Origin of the sequence: Mesorhizobium sp. M0815 (assembly GCF_040319995.1) — a bacterium.
In the GTDB taxonomy this organism is placed as follows: domain Bacteria; phylum Pseudomonadota; class Alphaproteobacteria; order Rhizobiales; family Rhizobiaceae; genus Mesorhizobium.
The window spans coordinates 39,245-57,296 of the sequence record NZ_JAMYOU010000030.1 but is presented as its reverse complement, the minus strand read 5'-3'; the positions used below and the strand labels follow the sequence as shown (position 1 = coordinate 57,296).

Genomic DNA, 18,052 nt, shown 5'->3' with positions numbered 1-18,052 from the left:
CCGTGCCGTCATGGCCGGACTTCGAGCCAAGGACGGGCGAACGGACATTTGTCCGACAGCGGCCGGCAAATTTCCAGGGCTGGAAGGGCGGATGACTGCCGACCTTAGTTGCGTCAGTTTGGAGCAGACGCTCAGCCCAGACCGACGACCGTATCGTAGAGCAGCTTGAAGTTGAGCACCAGGATGAGGGCGGCAACCACCCAGGCCAGCACGGCGACGGCGCGGGAAATGGCGAAATTGCCCATTTTGCGCTTGTCCGAGACGAACTGCACCAGCGGGACGACCGCGAAGGGAAGCTGCATCGACAGGATCACCTGGCTGAAGACCAGCAACTGGCCGGTGCCCTTCTCGCCATAGAGGGCGGTGACGACCACCACCGGGATGATGGCGATGCCGCGCGTCAGCAGGCGGCGCGCCCATTGCGGGATGCGCAGCCGCAAGAAGCCTTCCATCACGATCTGGCCGGCCAGCGTCGCCGTCACCGTCGAGTTCAGGCCGGAGGCAAGCAGCGCCACGGCAAACAGAATGGAAGCAATGCCGAGGCCGAGTAGCGGCGACAGCAGCTCGAAGGCCTGGCCGATCTCGGCGACGTCATGATGACCGGTGCCGTGGAACGCCACCGCCGACACGATCAGGATGGAAGCATTGACGAACAGCGCCAGTATCAGCGCGATGGTCGAGTCGGTCGTCGCCCATTTGATGGCGTCGCGCTTGCCGCGATCGGTGCGCTCGTAGGCGCGGGTCTGCACGATCGAGGAGTGCAAATAGAGATTGTGCGGCATCACCGTGGCGCCGATGATGCCGATGGCAATGTAAAGCATCGCCGGATTGGTGACGATCTCGGACGACGGCACGAACATGGCGTGCAGGATGGAGCCGACCGGCGGCGCGGCGGCAAAGATCTGAATGGCGAAGCAGCCGAAGATGATAATCAAAAGCGCTATGATGAAGGCCTCGAGGAAACGGAAGCCCTTGTTCATCAGCAACAACAGCAGGAAGGCATCGAGCGCGGTGATGATGGCGCCGCCGATCAGCGGAATCCCGAACAGCAGTTGCAAGGCGATCGCCGTGCCAATGACCTCGGCCAGGTCGCACGCTATGATGGCCAGTTCGCAAGCGACCCACAGCATGAAATTGACCGGCCGCGGGTAATAGGCGCGGCACGCCTGCGCAAGGTCACGGCCGGTGGCGATGCCGAGCCGGGCGGCGAGCGCCTGCAGCAGGATCGCCATCAGGTTCGACAACATGATAATGAATAGCAGCGTGTAACCGAACTGGGCACCGCCGGCGAGGTCGGTCGCCCAATTGCCCGGATCCATGTAGCCGACCGAAACCATGTAGCCCGGCCCCACGAAGGCGAACAGCCGGCGAAGCCAGATCCCCGAGTGCGGCACCGCGATCGTTGCGTTGACTTCGCGAAGGCTGGGCTGCTCGTCGTCTTCCGGGCGGGCAAATCGCCACATGGATCGGGGGGCTGAGGTGGCTTCGGCTTCCGACATGAGATGGCTTTCCACTGGAACGATCGATGTTGTCTCCTTATCTATGCCACGGCTGAACATTATGCAATATGCTATATTTCATTGTTCATGCTTTTTCGTGTGCCCACTTGACGGTGCGACCGGAACGGCAGTGAACGCCGGTTGCGCCGGCCACCGAATGGAAATAAACGGCCAGAACCAATAGGGTTCCGTGTTATGACTGCAATGCCGATTCAAACTGCCGGGAGGAGCGCGTATTGGCGCTGAAGAAAAGACCGGTTCCTCGCGAAAAGCCGCTGCCTGACGCAGAAATCCACTCGGAAGGGTTCCGGCAGACGCGTGAAGCGCGCCGCAGCGCGCTGGTCGAGGATTATGTCGAGCTCATCGCCGACCTGATCGAGGACGGCAACGAGGCGCGCCAGGTCGACATCGCGGCACGGCTCGGCGTCGCCCAGCCGACGGTGGCGAAAATGCTGACGCGGCTGTGCGCAGACGGGCTGGTCTCCCGGAAACCCTATCGCGGCGTGTTCCTGACCGATGCCGGGCGGAAGGTTGCGGAAGAGAGCCGCATTCGCCACCAGACGGTCGAGGCTTTCCTGCGCTCGCTCGGCGTCAGCGCCGAGACGGCGCGCATCGACGCCGAAGGCATCGAGCACCATGTCAGCGCCGAGACGCTCGAAGCCTTTCGCAAGGCAATAATCGCCGCCCGCTGATTGATCGAAGCGATATGCAGTGCGACTGACCTGCTCACTCGTTCGTATCCTGCACCCAGTTGCGCGGGTGACCATCGACGCGAAACTGGAAGATGAAATAGGGTGGGATGCAAGTGCCCTTGCCGGGCTTTGCTTCCGGCAGATCGTCAAAACCGGCGGTGCAGATATAGTCCTCGCGGCAGGGATGGGCCTTGTCGCAAGCACGCAGGCCAGCGGTCTTGGTGAATTCCCTGGTGCAGAATTCGTGGTCCTTGCCGGAGCCTATGCAGTCGTTGAAGCCGGTCTTGGCGAGGCGGCCGCAGCTTGCCTCGTCGGGCAGCTTTTCGCAGGTCGCCTTGCGCAGCATGCCGCCGGGAAAGCCGCCAGTCTTCTGCTCGGGATTATCGTAACGCTGGCGCGCCGCGCCATAGCCGGCGAGCTTTATCGGCGGTTTTCTGTCCCTGGCCGGGTCGATGGCGCAGGCCTTCGCGGTTGCCGGTGACAGACGGCAATATTGGTCGTTGCCCCATTTCGACATCCTGATCTCGCCGAACTCCACCGGATCGCCGACTGCGGTGCCGGCCTCGCTGACGCAGGTACCAAAGCCCGGATGGATGGCGCTCTCGTGGACCCCGGCGCAACGCAGGCCTTCGTCGCAGGTCCAGTCCACGAAACTTGGGTCGGCGCCGCGATAGCAGATCGAGCCCCATCCATTGTAGAGATCGGTGCCTTTCAGCGCTTCGGCGTATTTTGCCTCCGGACGGCCGGCAAAGCCGCGGCTGAAATCCGGGTGTCTGCCAGCGGCGAACGACTCGACAATGGCGCGGCGGCGCGGCAGGTCGGCAAAAAACACAGCCGAGCCCGGCACGAACACCGCGTTGCGGCGCGGTTCGCTGGCCGGGTCGGCGCCGGTGTAATGGAACCCGGCGATGCCGTGCGTCTGGTGACAGCCGGTGCAGGTCATCTCGTTGAGGCGCAGATTGAAGCCGGCCACCGATTTGACGGTGCGAAGCGTATTGCCCTTTGCGACATAGTCCTTGAGCGCTTTGTCGATAGCATCGTCGTCGAGCAGCCCAAAAGCCAAATTGTTTTGCGACCGGCTCATACCGCCGGGTGCCACCGAAACCGCGGTGGTCGCGAGGAATTTTTCGTCGATCACCAGGCGGCCACGGTCGAGATCATAGATGTTGCGATCGGTGAGCAGCCATCTTTCGAAGGTTTGCCTGTCGGCCAGCACCAGCTTGCGGTCGATCTGGTTCTCCATTTTCGCTTCCTGGAAAATGGCTTTGGCCGGGTCCCACTTGAATATCTTCAACAGATACTCAGCGTGGCCGCCGAAATCGCGCCGGCTCGAAGCCGATAGGCGCACGACCTGCATGTTGAGCTCGAGCCGCATGATCTGCGAAGAATTCAACATCGCGCTGGAAAGCGGGCCTTCTTCCGAGCGCAGCCAGGCCGCCAGTTGATCCGGCTCCAGATTCTTCTGCCCGGCGACAAGCCAGCGCTTCGCCACGTCCGCGCAGGAACCGTTAGCCGAGCGCGGACGGTCCTTCGAGGCGCGAATCTGTGCCGAAGCCGGTATGGCGTTGAAGACCAGGCTCAGGGTCAGCGGCAGGCGCGACGAGATGCGTTGCCCAGGCTTCTCCTCGACCGAATAGTGGAAGCGGTAGATCAGCCTGATCTCGCCGCATTCGGTGTGGCCGAGATAGCCGCGATCCATGCGATTGACGATGCCGGTCAGGTCCAGCGTCGAACCGTCGTCGTCGATGTATTTCGGATTGAACTTCTGGGTGATGTCTTTCGAGTTTGCCAGAGCGGTTACATAGGAGTCGGGGCTGTTCCTTGGTTCGTCTACGATCTGCTGTTTGACGGCGTTGCGGACCGGGCTCAGCGCGCGCACCGAAAACAGCCCGCGATTGTCGACGTCGCGTGTCAGTCCGAGCGCTGGCCCAAGCAGACGGCTGATCGATAGCCCGCCGCGCTCGAGCGCCTGCAAGGTCTCGGGATCGGTGATTGCGACACTGGAATCGAGAGTGACGGCGCTGGCCGGCACGGGGCCTAGGCAAGACAATGCCGCAAACAGCAACAGAACCCGCCCGATCATCCGCAAGCGCCCCCTCGCTTCCACAGCCACGGTGGATGCTACAGACCTTGCGACGTCTAAGCCAGAGCAGACCCGCGTCAGCCGGCATTGCTTATTAGCGCGAAAAATACTGTGACTTGGCGTAACCATTGGGATAATTGTTTGCTGGGTTGGAACCGGCCAGGACATCGGCGGGTTGATTGCAAACATGCATCACGGGGGTTGCCATGCTCTGGAAGGGCCGTCGTCAGAGTGACAATGTCGAGGACGAGCGCGGCCAGAGCGGCGGGCTTGGCGGCGGGCCGGGGCAGTTTCGCATCCCGATCGGAGGTCGCGCCGGCGGCGGCGGCATGTCGGGCATCATCATCGTAGGATTGATTTTCCTGGCAGGGTGGTATTTCGGCTTCGACCCGAGTCAGATCCTCGATAACAGCGGCTTGCAGCCCGGCGGCGGCGGCCAGATCACCGACAATAGCGGCGAGCAAGGCGGCGGTACCGGTGCGCCGGCCTCCGACGAGATGAAGCAGTTCGTGTCGACCGTGCTGGCCGAGACCGAGGATACCTGGACTGGTATTTTCCAGTCCGAGGGCCTGACCTATCAAGATCCAAAACTGGTCCTGTTCAGCGGCCAGATTCGCTCCGCCTGCGGTTCGGCCTCGTCAGCGGCCGGACCATTCTACTGTCCCAACGATCGCAAGGTCTATCTCGATACCACCTTCTTCCAGCAACTCGATCAGCAGTTCGGTGCCTCGGGCGATTTCGCACAGGCCTATGTTATTGCGCATGAGGTCGGCCATCACGTGCAGAACCTCGTCGGCATCCTGCCCAAATTCAACCAGATGCGGCAGAATATGAGCGAGGCCGACGCCAACCACATGTCGGTGCAGGTCGAGCTGCAGGCCGACTGCTTTGCCGGCATCTGGGCACATTTCACCGGCCAGAAGGGCATTTTGGAACAGGGCGACATGGCGGAGGCATTGAACGCCGCAAAGCAGATCGGCGACGACACGCTGCAGAAGAAGATGCAGGGCTACGTCGTGCCGGAAAGCTTCAACCACGGCACGTCGCAGCAGCGGCAGGCCTGGCTGGCGCGAGGCTTCCAGAACGGCAAGCTTTCGGACTGCGACACGTTCAACAATCCGATCTGAGCCGACGGTTTTCTCGCGAATCCGAGAGACTGGATAGCAGTCAGGGGATGTCAGGATGAAAACACCCTGCCCGTTCCCTCATTGTTCCCAGCGATGTGTTCGCCTATAAGGTGCGTTCGCCTTCGCCCCGGGCGGCCCGAGGAGATACCATCATGATAGACCCCAAAACCGCCAGGCGGGGCCTTGCGCTTGTTTTCACCACCCTGCTGCTCGACATCATCGGCTTCGGCATCATCATGCCGGTGCTGCCGGCCTATCTCAGGGAATTGACCGGCGTCGGCATCAGTGAGGCGGCTATCGAGGGCGGCTGGCTGTTCTTCGCCTATGCGGCGATGCAGTTCATTTTCGCACCTGTGATGGGCGGGTTGAGCGACCGGTTCGGGCGGCGGCCGATTCTGCTCGCCTCGGTGCTGACGTTTTCCATCGACAATCTGATCTGCGCCATCGCCTGGTCCTATCCGATGCTGTTCATCGGCCGGGTGCTGGCCGGCATTTCCGGCGCCAGCTATTCCACGACATCGGCATTCATTGCCGATATCTCGACCGACGAAAATCGTGCGAAGAATTTCGGCCTGCTCGGCATTGCCTTCGGCGTCGGCTTCGTCATCGGGCCGGTCCTGGGCGGGTTGCTCGGCACGTTCGGGCCGCGCGTTCCGTTCTATTTCGCTGCCGGGCTTGCCTTCGTAAACTTTTTGATCGCGCTGTTTCTGTTGCCGGAAACGCTTGATAGCAAGCATCGTCGCCGCTTCGAGTGGAAACGCGCGAACCCGGTCGGCACGCTTGTCCAGATGCGCAACTACGAAGGCATCGGCTGGATCGGGCTTGTCTTCTTTCTGATGACGCTGGGGCACATGATGTATCCTGCGGTCTGGTCGTTCGTCTCCAGTTATCGCTATGGCTGGAGCGAACAACAGATCGGCTTCTCGCTCGGTGCCTTCGGCCTGTGCGGGGCTATCGTCATGGCGACGGTCCTGCCGCGCGTGATCCCCAAGCTCGGCGAGTGGAAGACGGCGGTAATCGGTCTGGCATTTACGGCACTCAGCGCCTTCGGCTACGCATTCGCGTCGCAAGGCTGGATGATCTATGCAGTGATCGTCGTCGGCTGCCTCGAGGCGTTTGCCGATCCGCCGCTCAGGAGCCTTGCCGCCGCCAAGGTGCCGCCTTCGGCACAAGCCGAACTCCAGGGCGCGATGACGTCGATCTTCTCGATCACCTCGATCATCACGCCGCTGCTTTATACGGCGATCTTTTCCTGGTTCACGGGGCCGAACGCGCCCGTGACCTTCGGCGGCGCGCCCTACCTGCTCGGCGCGATTTTCCTGACGCTGGCGCTCATCGTCTTCGTCACGAAAGTAGCCAAGCCGGCGGCGCTCAGAAACGTCACGTCCGGCGTTGCTGAAGACGGAGCACAGATATGAGCCATGACGGCCGCATCGCCCTGACCAAGGACGGGCTGTCGCTGTCGCGCCTGGCGTTCGGCACATCGCGCCTGCTCAAAGCGGATCCGCGACCAGACGCGGACGCCATCGCCCGGCTGATCGACACGGCGGTCGATCTCGGAATAACCAGCTTCGATCATGCCGATATCTATGGCAACTACGAGATGGAGGCGGCCTTTGGGGCGGCGCTGGCGCACCGGAAAGGCAAGCGCGGCGGCATTGAGCTGATCTCGAAATGCGGCATCATGGCGAACTCAGCCAACCGGCCGGGCAACCGATTGAGGCACTATGACACCAGCGGCGGTCATGTCATTGCCTCGGTGGAGCGCTCGCTGGCCAATCTCGGCACCGACTATCTCGATGTCCTGCTGCTGCACCGGCCCGATCCGCTGATGGACGCGGGCGAGACGTCAGCAGCATTGGCCGGGCTGGTCAAGGCCGGCAAGATACGTGCAGTCGGTGTCTCCAACTTCACGCCGTCTCAGTTCGATCTGCTGGCGTCACGGCTGCCTTTTGCGCTCGCGACCAATCAAATCGAGGTGTCTGTGCTGAAGACCGCGGCGCTGACCAATGGCAGCCTCGACCATGCGCAGCGGCTTTCGTATTCGCCGATGATCTGGTCGCCGCTCGGCGGCGGATCACTGTTCACCGGCACGGGAGAACGAGAAGCGCGGGTGCGTGCCGCGCTTGCGGCGGTCGCGGCGGAAGCCGGCGTCGCCGATCTCGCGGCGGTCGCCATCGCCTGGCTGCTGCGCCATCCGGCCCGGCTGGTGCCAGTGCTGGGAACGATGAAACCTGAACGGCTCGCCGGGATGGTCAAGGCGCTGGATATCGTGCTCGACCGCCAGCAATGGTTCGCGGTCCTGGAAGCGAGCGAAGGCCGCCCGGTGGCTTGAGATCGGGTGCTAAACACGCTCGGCCAGTGCCGGTTCGCCACGCTTTTCGCGGATCAGGTTGACGAAGCGGCGGAACAGATAGTGCGAATCCTGCGGGCCGGGCGAGGCTTCCGGATGATGCTGGACCGAGAAGACCGGCTTGCCGGTGAGCGCGATGCCGCAATTCGAACCGTCGAATAGCGAGAAATGGGTTTCCTCGACGCCGCTCGGCAATGAGTCGGCGTCGACGGCAAAGCCGTGGTTCATCGAGACGATCTCGACCTTGCCGGTGGTGTGGTCCTTGACCGGATGATTAGCGCCGTGGTGGCCCTGATGCATTTTTGCGGTCTTGCCGCCCAGCGCCAGCGCCAGCATCTGGTGGCCGAGGCAGATGCCGAACAGCGGGATATCGGTCTTCAACAGATCCTGGATGACCGGAACGGCGTAGTCGCCGGTGGCTTCCGGATCGCCGGGGCCGTTGGATAGAAAGATGCCATCGGGCCGCATCGCCAGGATCTCCTCGGCGCCGGTCTTGGCCGGCACCACGGTGACCCTGGCGCCGAGGCCGGCAAGCAGGCGCAATATGTTGCGCTTGACGCCATAATCGATGGCAACGACGTGCATCGACGGGTCGGCCTGTTCGCCAAAGCCCTCGTTCCAGGCCCAGGGTGTCTCGCGCCAGACCGAGGATTGGCCGGAGGTGACCTCCTTGGCCAGATCAAGCCCGATAAGCCCCGACCATGCGGCGGCGCGGCGCTTGAGGTCTTCGATGTCGAAGATACCGTCTGGGGCGTGCGCGATAACGGCATTGGGCATGCCCTTTTCGCGGATCAGCGCGGTCAGCGCGCGCGTGTCGATGCCCGAAAGTGCAACGATGCCGCGCTTCTTCAGCCACTGGTCGAGACCGGTTCCGGCGCGGTAATTCGACGGGTTGGTGACATCGGCCTTGAACACGGCGCCGACGGCGCCGGCGCGGGCCAGCGGATTGAGATCCTCGATGTCTTCGTTATTGGTGCCGATATTGCCGATATGCGGAAAGGTGAAAGTGACGATCTGGCCGGCATAGGAGGGGTCGGTGAGGATCTCCTGATAGCCGGTCAGCGCGGTGTTGAAGCAGACCTCGGCAACGGCGGAGCCGGAAGCGCCCAGACCACGGCCCTCGATGACGGTGCCGTCGGCCAGCACCAGCAGGGCGGTCGGCTTCTCGGTGGCCCAAGGGGGGGTCGATGCGGCGGTCATCGTTGCCATGGCGGCACTCCTAAAGGCTGCGCTCCTCAATCGGCGCAACAAAAAGCGCGAAGCGGCAATCTCACAGCCTCGGCGCGCTGCATGTCGTTGCCCCAAAACCGCTACGCACTTTTGGGCGACGTGCACTAGAATTCAATTCATGCAAGGCACAGTACATAGGGGAAGGCGCCAAGGCGGTCAATGATGCCGCGCCGTACGTGCCTGGATTTATTTCGTCGAACAATATCAGGGATTTGCCGGACAGACTTGAATTTGCCTTGGGCTTTCGGCACGGCTATTGTCCGCCGCATTCGAAGGAGAAAGCACCATGCGAGGCAAAATCGCCGAATCCCTGAAGAGCGCGATGAAGGCACAGGACAAGCGCCGGCTGCCGACATTGCGGCTGATCCAGGCGGCCATTCATGATCGCGACATCGCCAATCGCGGCGCCGGCAAGGAGCCGGCCAGCGACGACGAGATCCTGCAGATCCTGGCCAAGATGGTGAAGCAGCGCGAGGAATCGGCCAAGGCGTTCGATGACGGCAAGCGGCCGGAACTTGCCGCGCAGGAGCGCGACGAGATGGCGATCATCCGCGACTTCCTGCCGACGCAACTGGGCCAGGCCGAGACGGAAAGCGCCGTCCGTTCCGCTATCGCCGAGACAGGTGCCAGCGGCGTCAAGGAGATGGGCAAGGTGATGGCGGCGCTCAAGGAGAAATATGCTGGCCAGATGGATTTCTCCAAGGCGAGCGGCATCGTCAAGAGCCTGCTTCAGTAGGGATTTTTCCCGCCTTAGCGGTGCTCATGAGACTCGAAGAGACCATCGCGAGGAGCCAGGCTAGGAGCGGGCGGAGCGGACGGCAGTTCGCACCGACATGTTCATCGCCACGGCCGCGCGAATGAACCTGTATGTTCGACGTCTGGCGTCTCACGACGGCATCGATGCGGCGAGCTTTTTGCTTGTTAGGCCTCGTGCCGATGCCGGGCGGCAACCTCTCAAGTCGAGGAGGAACCTTCCTCCCTCCGGACACGTTTGCGAGAAGATCATGCGAAAATGGAGCTTCGATTTGGCGGCGCGTTTGTTGAATATTGTCGGTGCGGCCACGAGTGCCGGCGCCTATTCGCCGGGTCAGGAACAGGCCCCCGCGGCCTTTCGGCGAAATGGGCTCGCAGAAGCGATCACGAACCGAGGCAGATCCATCAGGGATCGTGGCGATGTTGCATCGTTCCGATGGCGACCGGACCCTTCGCGGTCGCAGGCTATGAACCTGGAAGCCGTGCGCGACGCCTGTGAGTTGGTCGCAAGCCACGTAGCGACGGCGATCGCAGCGCAGGAAGACGTGCTTGTTTTAGGTGGCGATTGTACTGTGGAACTGGGGACGGTCGCCGGGGCGAATGCGGCCGGCGCGCGGATCGGACTCGTTTACATTGACTTCGACGCCGATCTCAACACACCTGACACGAGCGACGGCGCCTTGGACTGGACCGGCGTCGCCCATCTGCTCAATATCCATGGATGCGAGCCTTCGCTCGCGAGGCTCGGCCCGACCCGCCCGATGCTCGTGCCTCAGCAACTCCTCTATTTCGGCATCGAGAACATCACCCCGCCCGAAGCGGCCGTGATCGGAAATCACGCGATCAAGATCATATCGCGTGAGGAAGCTTTGAGTGACATCGAGGCGGCGTCGGCGCGCGCGGCCGAATGGGCGGCGCGCTTTGACTGCGTGCTTATCCACTTCGATGTCGATGTGCTCTCCTTTATCGATTTTCCGATTGCGGAGAATGTGCGCCGTTGCGACGGTCTCAAACTGGAGCAAGTCGCCTTTGTGCTAAAGCAACTGACAGCCCTGTCGCAATGGCGCGGCCTGACCATCACAGAAGTTAATCCGGCCCATGCGCCAGACGAGTCCGCAGCATTCGCACGCTTGAATGAGATGCTTGCAGACGCCCTTGGATAGTTCGAGATCCATCTCACGGTCGTTCGCGGGCAATTGGCCGGCTTGCCTCATCCAAGCGGAGCCAGCCTTATGCGCCCGGTCGCAATCATTGCGCGACATGGGCGCAATGCGGAAAACTTGGGAATTACGGTCGATGGCGGGGCAGTTTTGTCGTAGTCGCTACAGCCGCAAGCCCGCCTTTGAGGGCCGACAGCCAAAAGCTCGCGCTCATGATCGAACTCGTCAAACCGGCGTTTGAACACCTGCCGTCCTACAAGGCGGCCCTCGAGCGCGGCTGGTCGCCGGACAATGTGCGGCTGCTCGACGCGACGCGCGAGCAGCTTGCGGCTATCGAAAAGGATCCAGCGACTTTCCTTGCCGATCTCGACGATCCTGATGGCAAGGGACCGCCGATCGTCTTGCCGGACGGTTCGACGGTGCCGCGGCTGCCTGGATTTCGGCGCTGGATCTGGGACGGGGAAGTCTCAGGCTCGATCGGCTTGCGCTGGCAGCCCGGAACCGCGGCGCTGCCATCGCACGTGCTCGGCCACATCGGCTATGCGGTGGTGCCGTGGAAACGGGGATGCGGCTATGCGACGGAGGCGCTGCGGCTGATGCTGGAGGAGGCGAGGGCGGTTGGCCTGCCCTTCGTCGAAATCACCTGCAAGCCTCACAATGTGCCCTCGCAGAAGGTCGTTCTGGCCAATGGCGGCGGGCTCGTCGGGCGTTTCTTCGAGGATGCTTCCTATGGCGGCGCGGAAAGCCTGCGTTACCGGATCGATCTGTAGCCCTATTCGGCGGCAGCCGGCAGCGGCGGCGCCGCCCGGCTCCGCCATTCCCAGACATGCGAGGCAAGCGCAACCGCGACCGCGACCAGCATGGCGATCGCGCCAACCACCGGCAAGCTGCGATAGCCATAGCCGGCATTGAGCATCGCCGCGCCGAGCGATGCGGCGAGCGCGATGCCGACATTGAAGCCTGACGGAATGAGCGACGAGGCGAGATTGGAGGCGTCCGCGGTCCAGGTCAGGATGCGGGTCTGGATCGGCGTGCCGATGGCGAAGTTGAGGCCGCCCCAGACGAAGATCGCCATCACCATCGGCAGTGGGTAAGGACTGACGGCGTAGATCGAGGCGAGCATCGCCGCCTGCAGGAATAGCATTGCGATGAGCGACGGCATCAGCTTCCAGTCGGCGAGGCGCCCGCCGACGAAGACGCCGATTGTAGCGCCGACACCGTTGAGCAGGAGCACCCAAGGTATCCATTTCTCGTCGAGGCCGGTGACCTCAAGCAGCGTCGGCGTGATGTAGGTGAACAGGCCGAACTGGCCGATCATCAGCATCAGCATCATGATGAGCGAGGTCCAGACCTGCTGGCGTGCGAGCACGCGTACCTCGCTGCCAAGGCTGACGGACGGGCTCGACGATCCTGTCTTGCGCGGCAGCAGGGCGCCGATGGCGGCGAAGGCCACCACGCCGAGAGCGCACATCACCCAGAATGTCGCACGCCATCCCCAGATGTTGCCGATTGCCGTGCCGGCCGGAACGCCGATGACATTCGATACGGTGAGGCCGGACAGGATCAGCGCCACCGCCATGCCGCGCTGGTCTTCGCGCACGAGGCCGACGGCCACCACCATGGCAACGCCGAAATAGGCGCCGTGTGCCACGGCCACCGCAATCCGCAACAGCAGCATCGAGGCGAAGTCGGGCGCCAGCGCGCAGGCCGCCTGGCCGATGGTAAAGGCTGCAGTCAGTCCAAGCAGCAGGGCCTTGCGGGAGAACCTTTTGGTGGCGAGCGCCAGCAGCGGGCCGCCGACTGCAATGCCGCCGGCATAGCCGGAAACGAGATAGCCGGCGGTCGGGATCGCGACGCCAAGGCCATCCGCCACCTGCGGCAGCACGCCGGCGATGACGAATTCGGTGGTGCCGAAGGCGAAGGCGGCAATGAACAGGGCAATGAGGGGAAGCATGGCGGGAAGGCGATCCTCGGATAAGGTGACCTCAAACCACGGATAAGGGCACCGGGCAATTCAGAAATTGGCGACGCCGCTTTAGATTTTCTTTGTCACCGGTCAGGTGCCGGCCGCGGCGGCAAGAGCTACGCGGCCGCCTTCCTTCCGTAAGGAATTTTCAGCCACGCCCGCTCATGAAGGTAGTAGAGCAGCGACTTGGTGACGACCTCAGTCAGGCCGATGGCCGCAGCGAGCTTGATGCTTCCCGTCACGACGAGCGAAATGATCATCGTGTCGATGGTACCGGTGACACGCCAGGAAAGCGCCTTGGCGAAGCTGCGAGAATGGGTGTCCATCGACTTTCCTTCCGGTAGATCTGGCGATCTTTAGCCGACAGACAGGAGGTGGCGCAAAGGTAATTTTGCGCATTGGCTCACAGCATAGGCGAGCTTCTGAAGCTACCGGCCTGTGGACGCAATCTATCCGGCCTTCAGCCGCGAACCGGTTAGCAGGCCGCGTTCCTCAAGCACGGGATAGGCCATCGAGGCGAGCAGCGAGTTGATCTGCTTGAGGTCGCGAATGGTGTCGAGATGGATGGAGCTGGTCTCGACGCTCTTGGCGGTGCCGTCGCGCAGCCGCACGAAATGGCTCTGGCTGGTTTCCTTCTCGCGGTCGCGCAGCCGGTCCTTTTCCAGCACCAACTGGCGAGCGGTCTCCGGATCGCGGGACACCAGGACGTTGAAGGCTAGCCTGGCATTGGCAAGCACCAGGGCATGGAAGGCGCAAAGCTCGCGCCAGCCTTCCGGCGTGAACTCCAGTCCGCGCTCGAATTTCTTCTTCACATGGACCAGCATGTTGCGCACGATGATGTCGCCGACCTGCTCCAGCTTGACGCAGGCGCCGATCAACTCCTGGCAACGCAGGGCCTCGTCCTCGCTCAGCGGGTTCTTGGTGACCTTGGCGAGATAGAGCTTGATCGCCGCGTGCTTCCTGTCGACACGGTCGTCGAGCGCGGCCAGCGCACTGATCTTGTCGGCGTCGGCGCTCTCATAGAGTTCGATGATCCGTTTCAGCATGATCTCGACCGTCTCGCAGACCCGCACTACCTCGCGGGTGGCATTGGCGAGTGCTTGGCTCGGCACGTCGAGCGCACTTTCGTTGAGCGCCGAAAGCTCGATGACGTCGAGCGCGTTGGCGGGCTGGGGCCTGGTGCCCAGCGCCACGATCTTTTCCGAGGCACGATAGACCAGGCGCGCCAGCGGCAGGCCGGCGATCAGGATCAGGATGTTGAAGACGATGTGGGCATTGACGATCTGCTCGGGCACGGTGCTGCCCAAGAAGGCGACTGGCGGCTTGAACGTCAGGAACAGGATCAGCATGATCAGAGAGCCCATGCCGCGCATCAGGAGATTGCCGATCGGCACGATGCGAACGCCGGGTTCTGCGTTGCGGGTTAGAAGCGGCGCGATGATCGAAGAGCCGAGATTGACGCCGAGCACCAGCACGATGCCGAGTTCGGGCGGGATGAAACCGCGGCCGGCGAGCGTCACCATAAGCAGCACCGCGGCGATCGAGGAATGGAACAGCCAGGTGACCAACGCCGCCAGAAGGTAGGCGGTGACCGGATCGCCGGAGAAGTAATCGACGATGAGCGGCATCAGCGTGCTCTGGCGCAGCGGCTCCGACGCCTGGCCGATCATCTCCAGCGACAGAAGCAGCAGGCCGATGCCGACCAGGATGCGGCCGAACTGGCGCCAGTCGCGCCGCTCGGTGGCCATGAACATGACGGTGCCGGCGACCAGGCAGACCGGTACCAGCAGCGACAGATCGAAGGTAAGCAGCTTGACCACCAGCGCCGAGCCGATCTCGGCACCGCGCACCGCAAGCTGGCCCGACATGCCGCTGACAATGCCGGAGCCGGCGAATGAGCCGACCAGCAAGGTAACGGCGGTCGAGCTTTGCAGCGCGACCGCCAGGCCGCAGCCGGCCAGAACCGCCATGAAGGGATTGCGCATGGTGGCGCGCAGTTTGTGGCGCAGCACATCGCCATAGGCGCGCTCGACGCCGGTCTTCACCAAACGGGTAGCAAACAGCATCAGTGCCACCGCACCGGCAAGGTGCAGCAAAACGACGGAGCCACTCATGCCAGGCCCCGCAACGCGACAGGTGCCAGCGACGCGGGCGCGGTGAAGTCAAAGGGGCAACAGTGGGCGCGAATCGTGGACATTGCAGAGGTTGATATTACTCCGATTTATTTTAGCCGAATAATAAATTTTGCCCGGTTCGGACGAGTGTTGCCCCGCGACGGGGCGTGTCGGAAATGGATGGCCGGCAAAATGGTTGCATTGCCCGCGGAGTTGCGGAGGGTCATGCGTCCGTGCTCGGACAGCTGCTTTAAAGGTAGTGCTGAATTAGGCATGCTAAATGTAGGAAATCATTACGAAAACGTAATCTCTGCGTTCAGTTTCGGTTCATCCTTCCGGCTCTATTCCAGAGGCATCGACAACCAAGGAGTACCCGCTATGAAACGCATCGTTCTTTCCGCCATTGCCTTCTCGATGCTGGCTGCAACGGCCTTGCAGGGCCAGGCTGCACCATTGAACCCACCAAACGCACCGCAATCAAGTTATAGCCAGGTCGACTGGCAAAAGCCCGGCAATGTCGACGTGAACAAGCATGTCGAGGTGAACAAGCGCGTCGTAGTGACGAAAAAGATCGTGGTGAAGCGCAGCCATTGGCGCAACGGCCAGAGATATTCCAGCTGGAAGCGTCACCAGCCGATCCGCGACTATCGCCACTACGGCTTGCGCCGTCCCGGTCCCGGCCAGGAGTGGATCCGGGTCGGCAACGACTATCTGCTGGTCAGCAACCTCTCGGGCCTGATCTTCGGCGCTATCGCCGCGCAGTAGGTGCGGAACGGCTGACCGGCGCTGCGCCGGATTAGATCGAGAAGGCGGCCCGCAGGCCGCCTTCTCTTTTTGGCCTGTGAAAACCGGGTATGGTTCCGCATTAGGAGTCGTCGGGCTTGGCCCGTGTGATTATATGGAGGCCAAACGAGCTGTCCCTCATGCGCTTTCCGCCTGCTTTCCTCGACGAGATCCGCGACCGCGTGCCGATTTCTTCGGTGATCGGCCAGCGCGTCGCGTGGGACAGGAAAAAGACAAACGCGCCGCGCGGTGATTATTGGGCGTGCTGTCCGTTCCATGGCGAGAAGAGCCCGTCCTTCCATTGCGAGGACAAGAAGGGCCGCTATCACTGTTTCGGCTGCTCGGTTTCGGGCGACCATTTCAAGTTCTTGACCGAACTCGACGGGATGAGCTTTCCCGAGGCCGTCGAGAAGATCGCCGACATGGCCGGCGTGCCGATGCCGGTTCGCGACGCCGATGAGGAACGGCGCGAAAAGGAACGCGCCAGCCTGACCGATGTCATGGAGATGGCGACGGTGTTCTTCCAGGAACGGCTGCAGGGACCGGAAGGCGCAAAGGCCCGCGCCTATCTGCGCGACCGGGGACTGACACCGGCGACGCAGCAGTCCTTCCGCCTCGGCCATGCGCCCGACAGCCGCAACGCGCTGAAGGAGCATCTTGCCGCCAAGGGCGTCCCCAAGGCCGACATCGAGGCGTGCGGGCTGGTGCGCCATGGCGACGACGTCCCGGTTTCCTACGATTGGTTCCGCGACCGCATTATGTTCCCGATCCCGGATTCCAGGGGCAAGATCATCGCCTTCGGCGGGCGGGCGCTAGCGCCGGATGCGCTGGCCAAATATATGAACTCGCCCGATACGGAGCTCTTCCACAAGGGCAACGTGCTCTACAATTTCGCTCGTGCACGCCAAGTGCTGGGAAAGGGGGCGCTGGGAAAGGGGGCGCTGGCCAAGGGCGGCACGGTCATTGCCGTCGAAGGCTACATGGATGTGATCGCGCTGGCGCAGGCCGGCTTCGAAAACGTGGTGGCGCCGCTCGGCACCGCATTGACTGAAAACCAGCTCGAACTTCTATGGCGCATGGCCGGCGAGCCGGTGCTGTGCTTCGACGGCGACCACGCCGGGTTGAAGGCAGCATGGCGCGCCGCCGACATGGCGCTGCCGGCGGTCCAGGCGGGCCGCTCGGTTCGCTTCGCCCTGCTGCCGGAGGGCAAGGATCCCGACGATCTGGTCAAGGGTGACGGACCGGATGCGTTCCGCGCCGTGCTTTCCGAGGCGCGGCCGCTGGCCGACCTCTTGTGGATGCGCGAGACGGCCGGCGGCATCTTCGACACGCCGGAACGGCGGGCCGAGCTCGAAAAGAGGCTGCGCGAACTGACCAGCCGTATCCGCGACGAGAGCCTTCGCTATCACTACCAACAGGAAATGCGCGAGCGGGTGCAGAGCTTCTTCGGTGCCCAGCGCGGACGCCAGGGGCGTCAGGACGGACGGCCCGGCGAACGTTTCCAGGGCAAGGGTTCAGCACCCGGCGGACAGTTTGCGCGCGGCGGCAATGCCGGTGGGCGCACCGCGATCACCGAAAGCCTCGGTCGCTCGGCGTTGGTCAAGCGCGGCGGCGAGGGCATGTCGGTACGCGAGGCGACGATCATTGCCGCCCTCGTCAACCATCCCGTGCTGATCGACGAGAATTTCGCCCATGTCGAGTTCCTCGATCTCGCCAACTCCGATCTGAAGCGGCTGCACGCGGCGATCCTCGACGCCATGGCGCATGATATGGCCAATGACCGCGACGCGGTGATCGCGACGATCGAGCGGGCCGGCTGCGGCGAGATCTGGCAGCGTGCGGTGGCGCTGATCAAACGTGCGCGGCAATGGCCGGCGCTGGAAACGGCGGCACTCGACGATGCCCGCGATGCGTTCAGCCAGGCCCTCCACTTGCAGCGCAGCGCGCGCACCTTACATAAGGAGCTGAAGCAGGCGGAAGCAGCGCTCGCCAGCGACCCCACGGACGAAAACTACCGGCACCTGGTCGAAATCCAGGCGCAATTTCGTGATGTGCAGGCAACGGAAGCGCTGATCGAAGGGTTTGGCGTATCGTCGGGCAGGGCTGGGCGCGTTTAGATCGAAGCCTCCAGAAGACTGAATGTAAGGACGTGCTTGCGCGTCGAATCAAGCGTGCGGCGCTCTAAGTCGGGTATTGATTCGCTTTTTTCATGCGAATCATGCGAGAGGCGCTTGACCTTCCGGCAGAATGGCGGAATCAGGTCGATTCGAAACGTTAACCCGCCCCGGCATC

Annotated in this window: 15 protein-coding genes; 9 read left to right on the top strand and 6 right to left on the bottom strand. The window is 62.7% G+C overall.

Translation table 11 applies throughout. From position 1 onward, the window contains the following. Positions 1-131 precede the first annotated feature (131 nt). Positions 132-1,499 carry an Nramp family divalent metal transporter gene (locus tag NKI01_RS25550; protein WP_352483177.1) on the bottom strand — a complete coding sequence of 456 codons (1,368 nt, stop codon included), beginning with the start codon at positions 1,497-1,499 and terminating at the stop codon, positions 132-134. A 236-nt stretch (positions 1,500-1,735) separates the two neighbouring features. Between NKI01_RS25550 and mntR the strand changes: the two genes are divergently transcribed. Next, positions 1,736-2,191 (top strand): manganese-binding transcriptional regulator MntR, encoded by a 456-nt coding sequence (gene mntR / locus NKI01_RS25545; RefSeq protein ID WP_023678308.1) that lies wholly within the window; start codon positions 1,736-1,738, stop codon positions 2,189-2,191. A gap of 34 nt (positions 2,192-2,225) precedes the next feature. Here the strand turns inward: mntR and NKI01_RS25540 are convergent, their stop codons facing one another. Then, positions 2,226-4,274: a hypothetical protein gene (locus tag NKI01_RS25540; RefSeq protein ID WP_023719352.1), complete on the bottom strand. Its 2,049-nt coding sequence runs from the start codon at positions 4,272-4,274 to the stop codon at positions 2,226-2,228. 206 nt (positions 4,275-4,480) lie between these two features. Between NKI01_RS25540 and ypfJ the strand changes: the two genes are divergently transcribed. The 3 genes from ypfJ (at position 4,481) to NKI01_RS25525 (ending at position 7,736) form a co-directional block, all read left to right on the top strand. Beyond that, positions 4,481-5,401 (top strand): KPN_02809 family neutral zinc metallopeptidase, encoded by a 921-nt coding sequence (gene ypfJ / locus NKI01_RS25535; RefSeq protein ID WP_023719351.1) that lies wholly within the window; start codon positions 4,481-4,483, stop codon positions 5,399-5,401. A gap of 152 nt (positions 5,402-5,553) precedes the next feature. Next, on the top strand, positions 5,554-6,819 hold the full coding sequence (locus NKI01_RS25530) for a TCR/Tet family MFS transporter (RefSeq protein ID WP_352965117.1): 1,266 nt from the start codon (positions 5,554-5,556) through the stop codon (positions 6,817-6,819). Next, the gene (locus NKI01_RS25525; protein WP_352859242.1) at positions 6,816-7,736 is read left to right on the top strand and encodes an aldo/keto reductase; all 921 of its coding nucleotides are present in this window, start codon (positions 6,816-6,818) and stop codon (positions 7,734-7,736) included. Before NKI01_RS25530 ends, NKI01_RS25525 begins: the two co-directional genes overlap by 4 nt. 9 nt (positions 7,737-7,745) lie before the next feature. On the opposite strand, the gene carA is transcribed toward NKI01_RS25525, so the two are convergent. Continuing rightward, positions 7,746-8,963 (bottom strand): glutamine-hydrolyzing carbamoyl-phosphate synthase small subunit, encoded by a 1,218-nt coding sequence (gene carA / locus NKI01_RS25520; RefSeq protein WP_352859240.1) that lies wholly within the window; start codon positions 8,961-8,963, stop codon positions 7,746-7,748. Positions 8,964-9,270: 307 nt separating this feature from the next. On the opposite strand from carA, the gene NKI01_RS25515 reads away from it, so the two are divergent. From NKI01_RS25515 to NKI01_RS25505, 3 genes are all read left to right on the top strand, one after another. Then, positions 9,271-9,720: a GatB/YqeY domain-containing protein gene (locus NKI01_RS25515; protein ID WP_023719346.1), complete on the top strand. Its 450-nt coding sequence runs from the start codon at positions 9,271-9,273 to the stop codon at positions 9,718-9,720. Between the two features lie 97 nt (positions 9,721-9,817). After that, positions 9,818-10,900: an arginase family protein gene (locus NKI01_RS25510; protein ID WP_352494940.1), complete on the top strand. Its 1,083-nt coding sequence runs from the start codon at positions 9,818-9,820 to the stop codon at positions 10,898-10,900. 209 nt (positions 10,901-11,109) lie between these two features. Next, a complete protein-coding gene (locus NKI01_RS25505; RefSeq protein ID WP_023719344.1) occupies positions 11,110-11,667 on the top strand; it encodes a GNAT family N-acetyltransferase in 558 nt (185 codons plus the stop codon). Positions 11,668-11,669: 2 nt separating this feature from the next. On the opposite strand, the gene NKI01_RS25500 is transcribed toward NKI01_RS25505, so the two are convergent. The 3 genes from NKI01_RS25500 to NKI01_RS25490 all read right to left on the bottom strand — a co-directional run bounded on the left by NKI01_RS25500 (position 11,670) and on the right by NKI01_RS25490 (position 14,977). Continuing rightward, positions 11,670-12,851: an MFS transporter gene (locus NKI01_RS25500; protein WP_023719343.1), complete on the bottom strand. Its 1,182-nt coding sequence runs from the start codon at positions 12,849-12,851 to the stop codon at positions 11,670-11,672. A gap of 128 nt (positions 12,852-12,979) precedes the next feature. Further along, positions 12,980-13,189, bottom strand: a complete 210-nt coding sequence (locus tag NKI01_RS25495) for a DUF2061 domain-containing protein (protein WP_023678301.1) — start codon at positions 13,187-13,189, stop codon at positions 12,980-12,982. Positions 13,190-13,312: 123 nt separating this feature from the next. Then, entirely contained in the window at positions 13,313-14,977 is a 1,665-nt protein-coding gene (locus NKI01_RS25490; RefSeq protein WP_023719342.1) for a Na/Pi cotransporter family protein, read from the bottom strand. Positions 14,978-15,355: 378 nt separating this feature from the next. Between NKI01_RS25490 and NKI01_RS25485 the strand changes: the two genes are divergently transcribed. Together NKI01_RS25485 and dnaG are read left to right on the top strand one after the other, a co-directional pair. Next, entirely contained in the window at positions 15,356-15,742 is a 387-nt protein-coding gene (locus NKI01_RS25485) for an RcnB family protein (RefSeq protein WP_352965115.1), read from the top strand. Positions 15,743-15,900: 158 nt separating this feature from the next. Further along, positions 15,901-17,877, top strand: coding sequence for a DNA primase (dnaG, locus tag NKI01_RS25480; RefSeq protein ID WP_352965113.1), 1,977 nt, complete (start codon positions 15,901-15,903; stop codon positions 17,875-17,877). Positions 17,878-18,052 lie beyond the last annotated feature (175 nt).

Bases quoted from the DNA above. Each gene is read 5' to 3' on its own strand.
- NKI01_RS25540 (WP_023719352.1), bottom strand. From the start codon at position 4,274: ATGATCGGGCGGGTTCTGTTGCTGTTTGCGGCATTGTCTTGCCTAGGC.
- NKI01_RS25530 (WP_352965117.1), top strand. From the start codon at position 5,554: ATGATAGACCCCAAAACCGCCAGGCGGGGCCTTGCGCTTGTTTTCACC.
- NKI01_RS25500 (WP_023719343.1), bottom strand. From the start codon at position 12,851: ATGCTTCCCCTCATTGCCCTGTTCATTGCCGCCTTCGCCTTCGGCACC.
- dnaG (WP_352965113.1), top strand. From the start codon at position 15,901: ATGCGCTTTCCGCCTGCTTTCCTCGACGAGATCCGCGACCGCGTGCCG.
- NKI01_RS25485 (WP_352965115.1), top strand. From the start codon at position 15,356: ATGAAACGCATCGTTCTTTCCGCCATTGCCTTCTCGATGCTGGCTGCA.
- NKI01_RS25510 (WP_352494940.1), top strand. From the start codon at position 9,818: ATGTTCATCGCCACGGCCGCGCGAATGAACCTGTATGTTCGACGTCTG.
- NKI01_RS25495 (WP_023678301.1), bottom strand. From the start codon at position 13,189: ATGGACACCCATTCTCGCAGCTTCGCCAAGGCGCTTTCCTGGCGTGTC.
- NKI01_RS25525 (WP_352859242.1), top strand. From the start codon at position 6,816: ATGAGCCATGACGGCCGCATCGCCCTGACCAAGGACGGGCTGTCGCTG.
- carA (WP_352859240.1), bottom strand. From the start codon at position 8,963: ATGGCAACGATGACCGCCGCATCGACCCCCCCTTGGGCCACCGAGAAG.
- NKI01_RS25515 (WP_023719346.1), top strand. From the start codon at position 9,271: ATGCGAGGCAAAATCGCCGAATCCCTGAAGAGCGCGATGAAGGCACAG.
- ypfJ (WP_023719351.1), top strand. From the start codon at position 4,481: ATGCTCTGGAAGGGCCGTCGTCAGAGTGACAATGTCGAGGACGAGCGC.
- NKI01_RS25490 (WP_023719342.1), bottom strand. From the start codon at position 14,977: ATGAGTGGCTCCGTCGTTTTGCTGCACCTTGCCGGTGCGGTGGCACTG.
- NKI01_RS25505 (WP_023719344.1), top strand. From the start codon at position 11,110: ATGATCGAACTCGTCAAACCGGCGTTTGAACACCTGCCGTCCTACAAG.
- NKI01_RS25550 (WP_352483177.1), bottom strand. From the start codon at position 1,499: ATGTCGGAAGCCGAAGCCACCTCAGCCCCCCGATCCATGTGGCGATTT.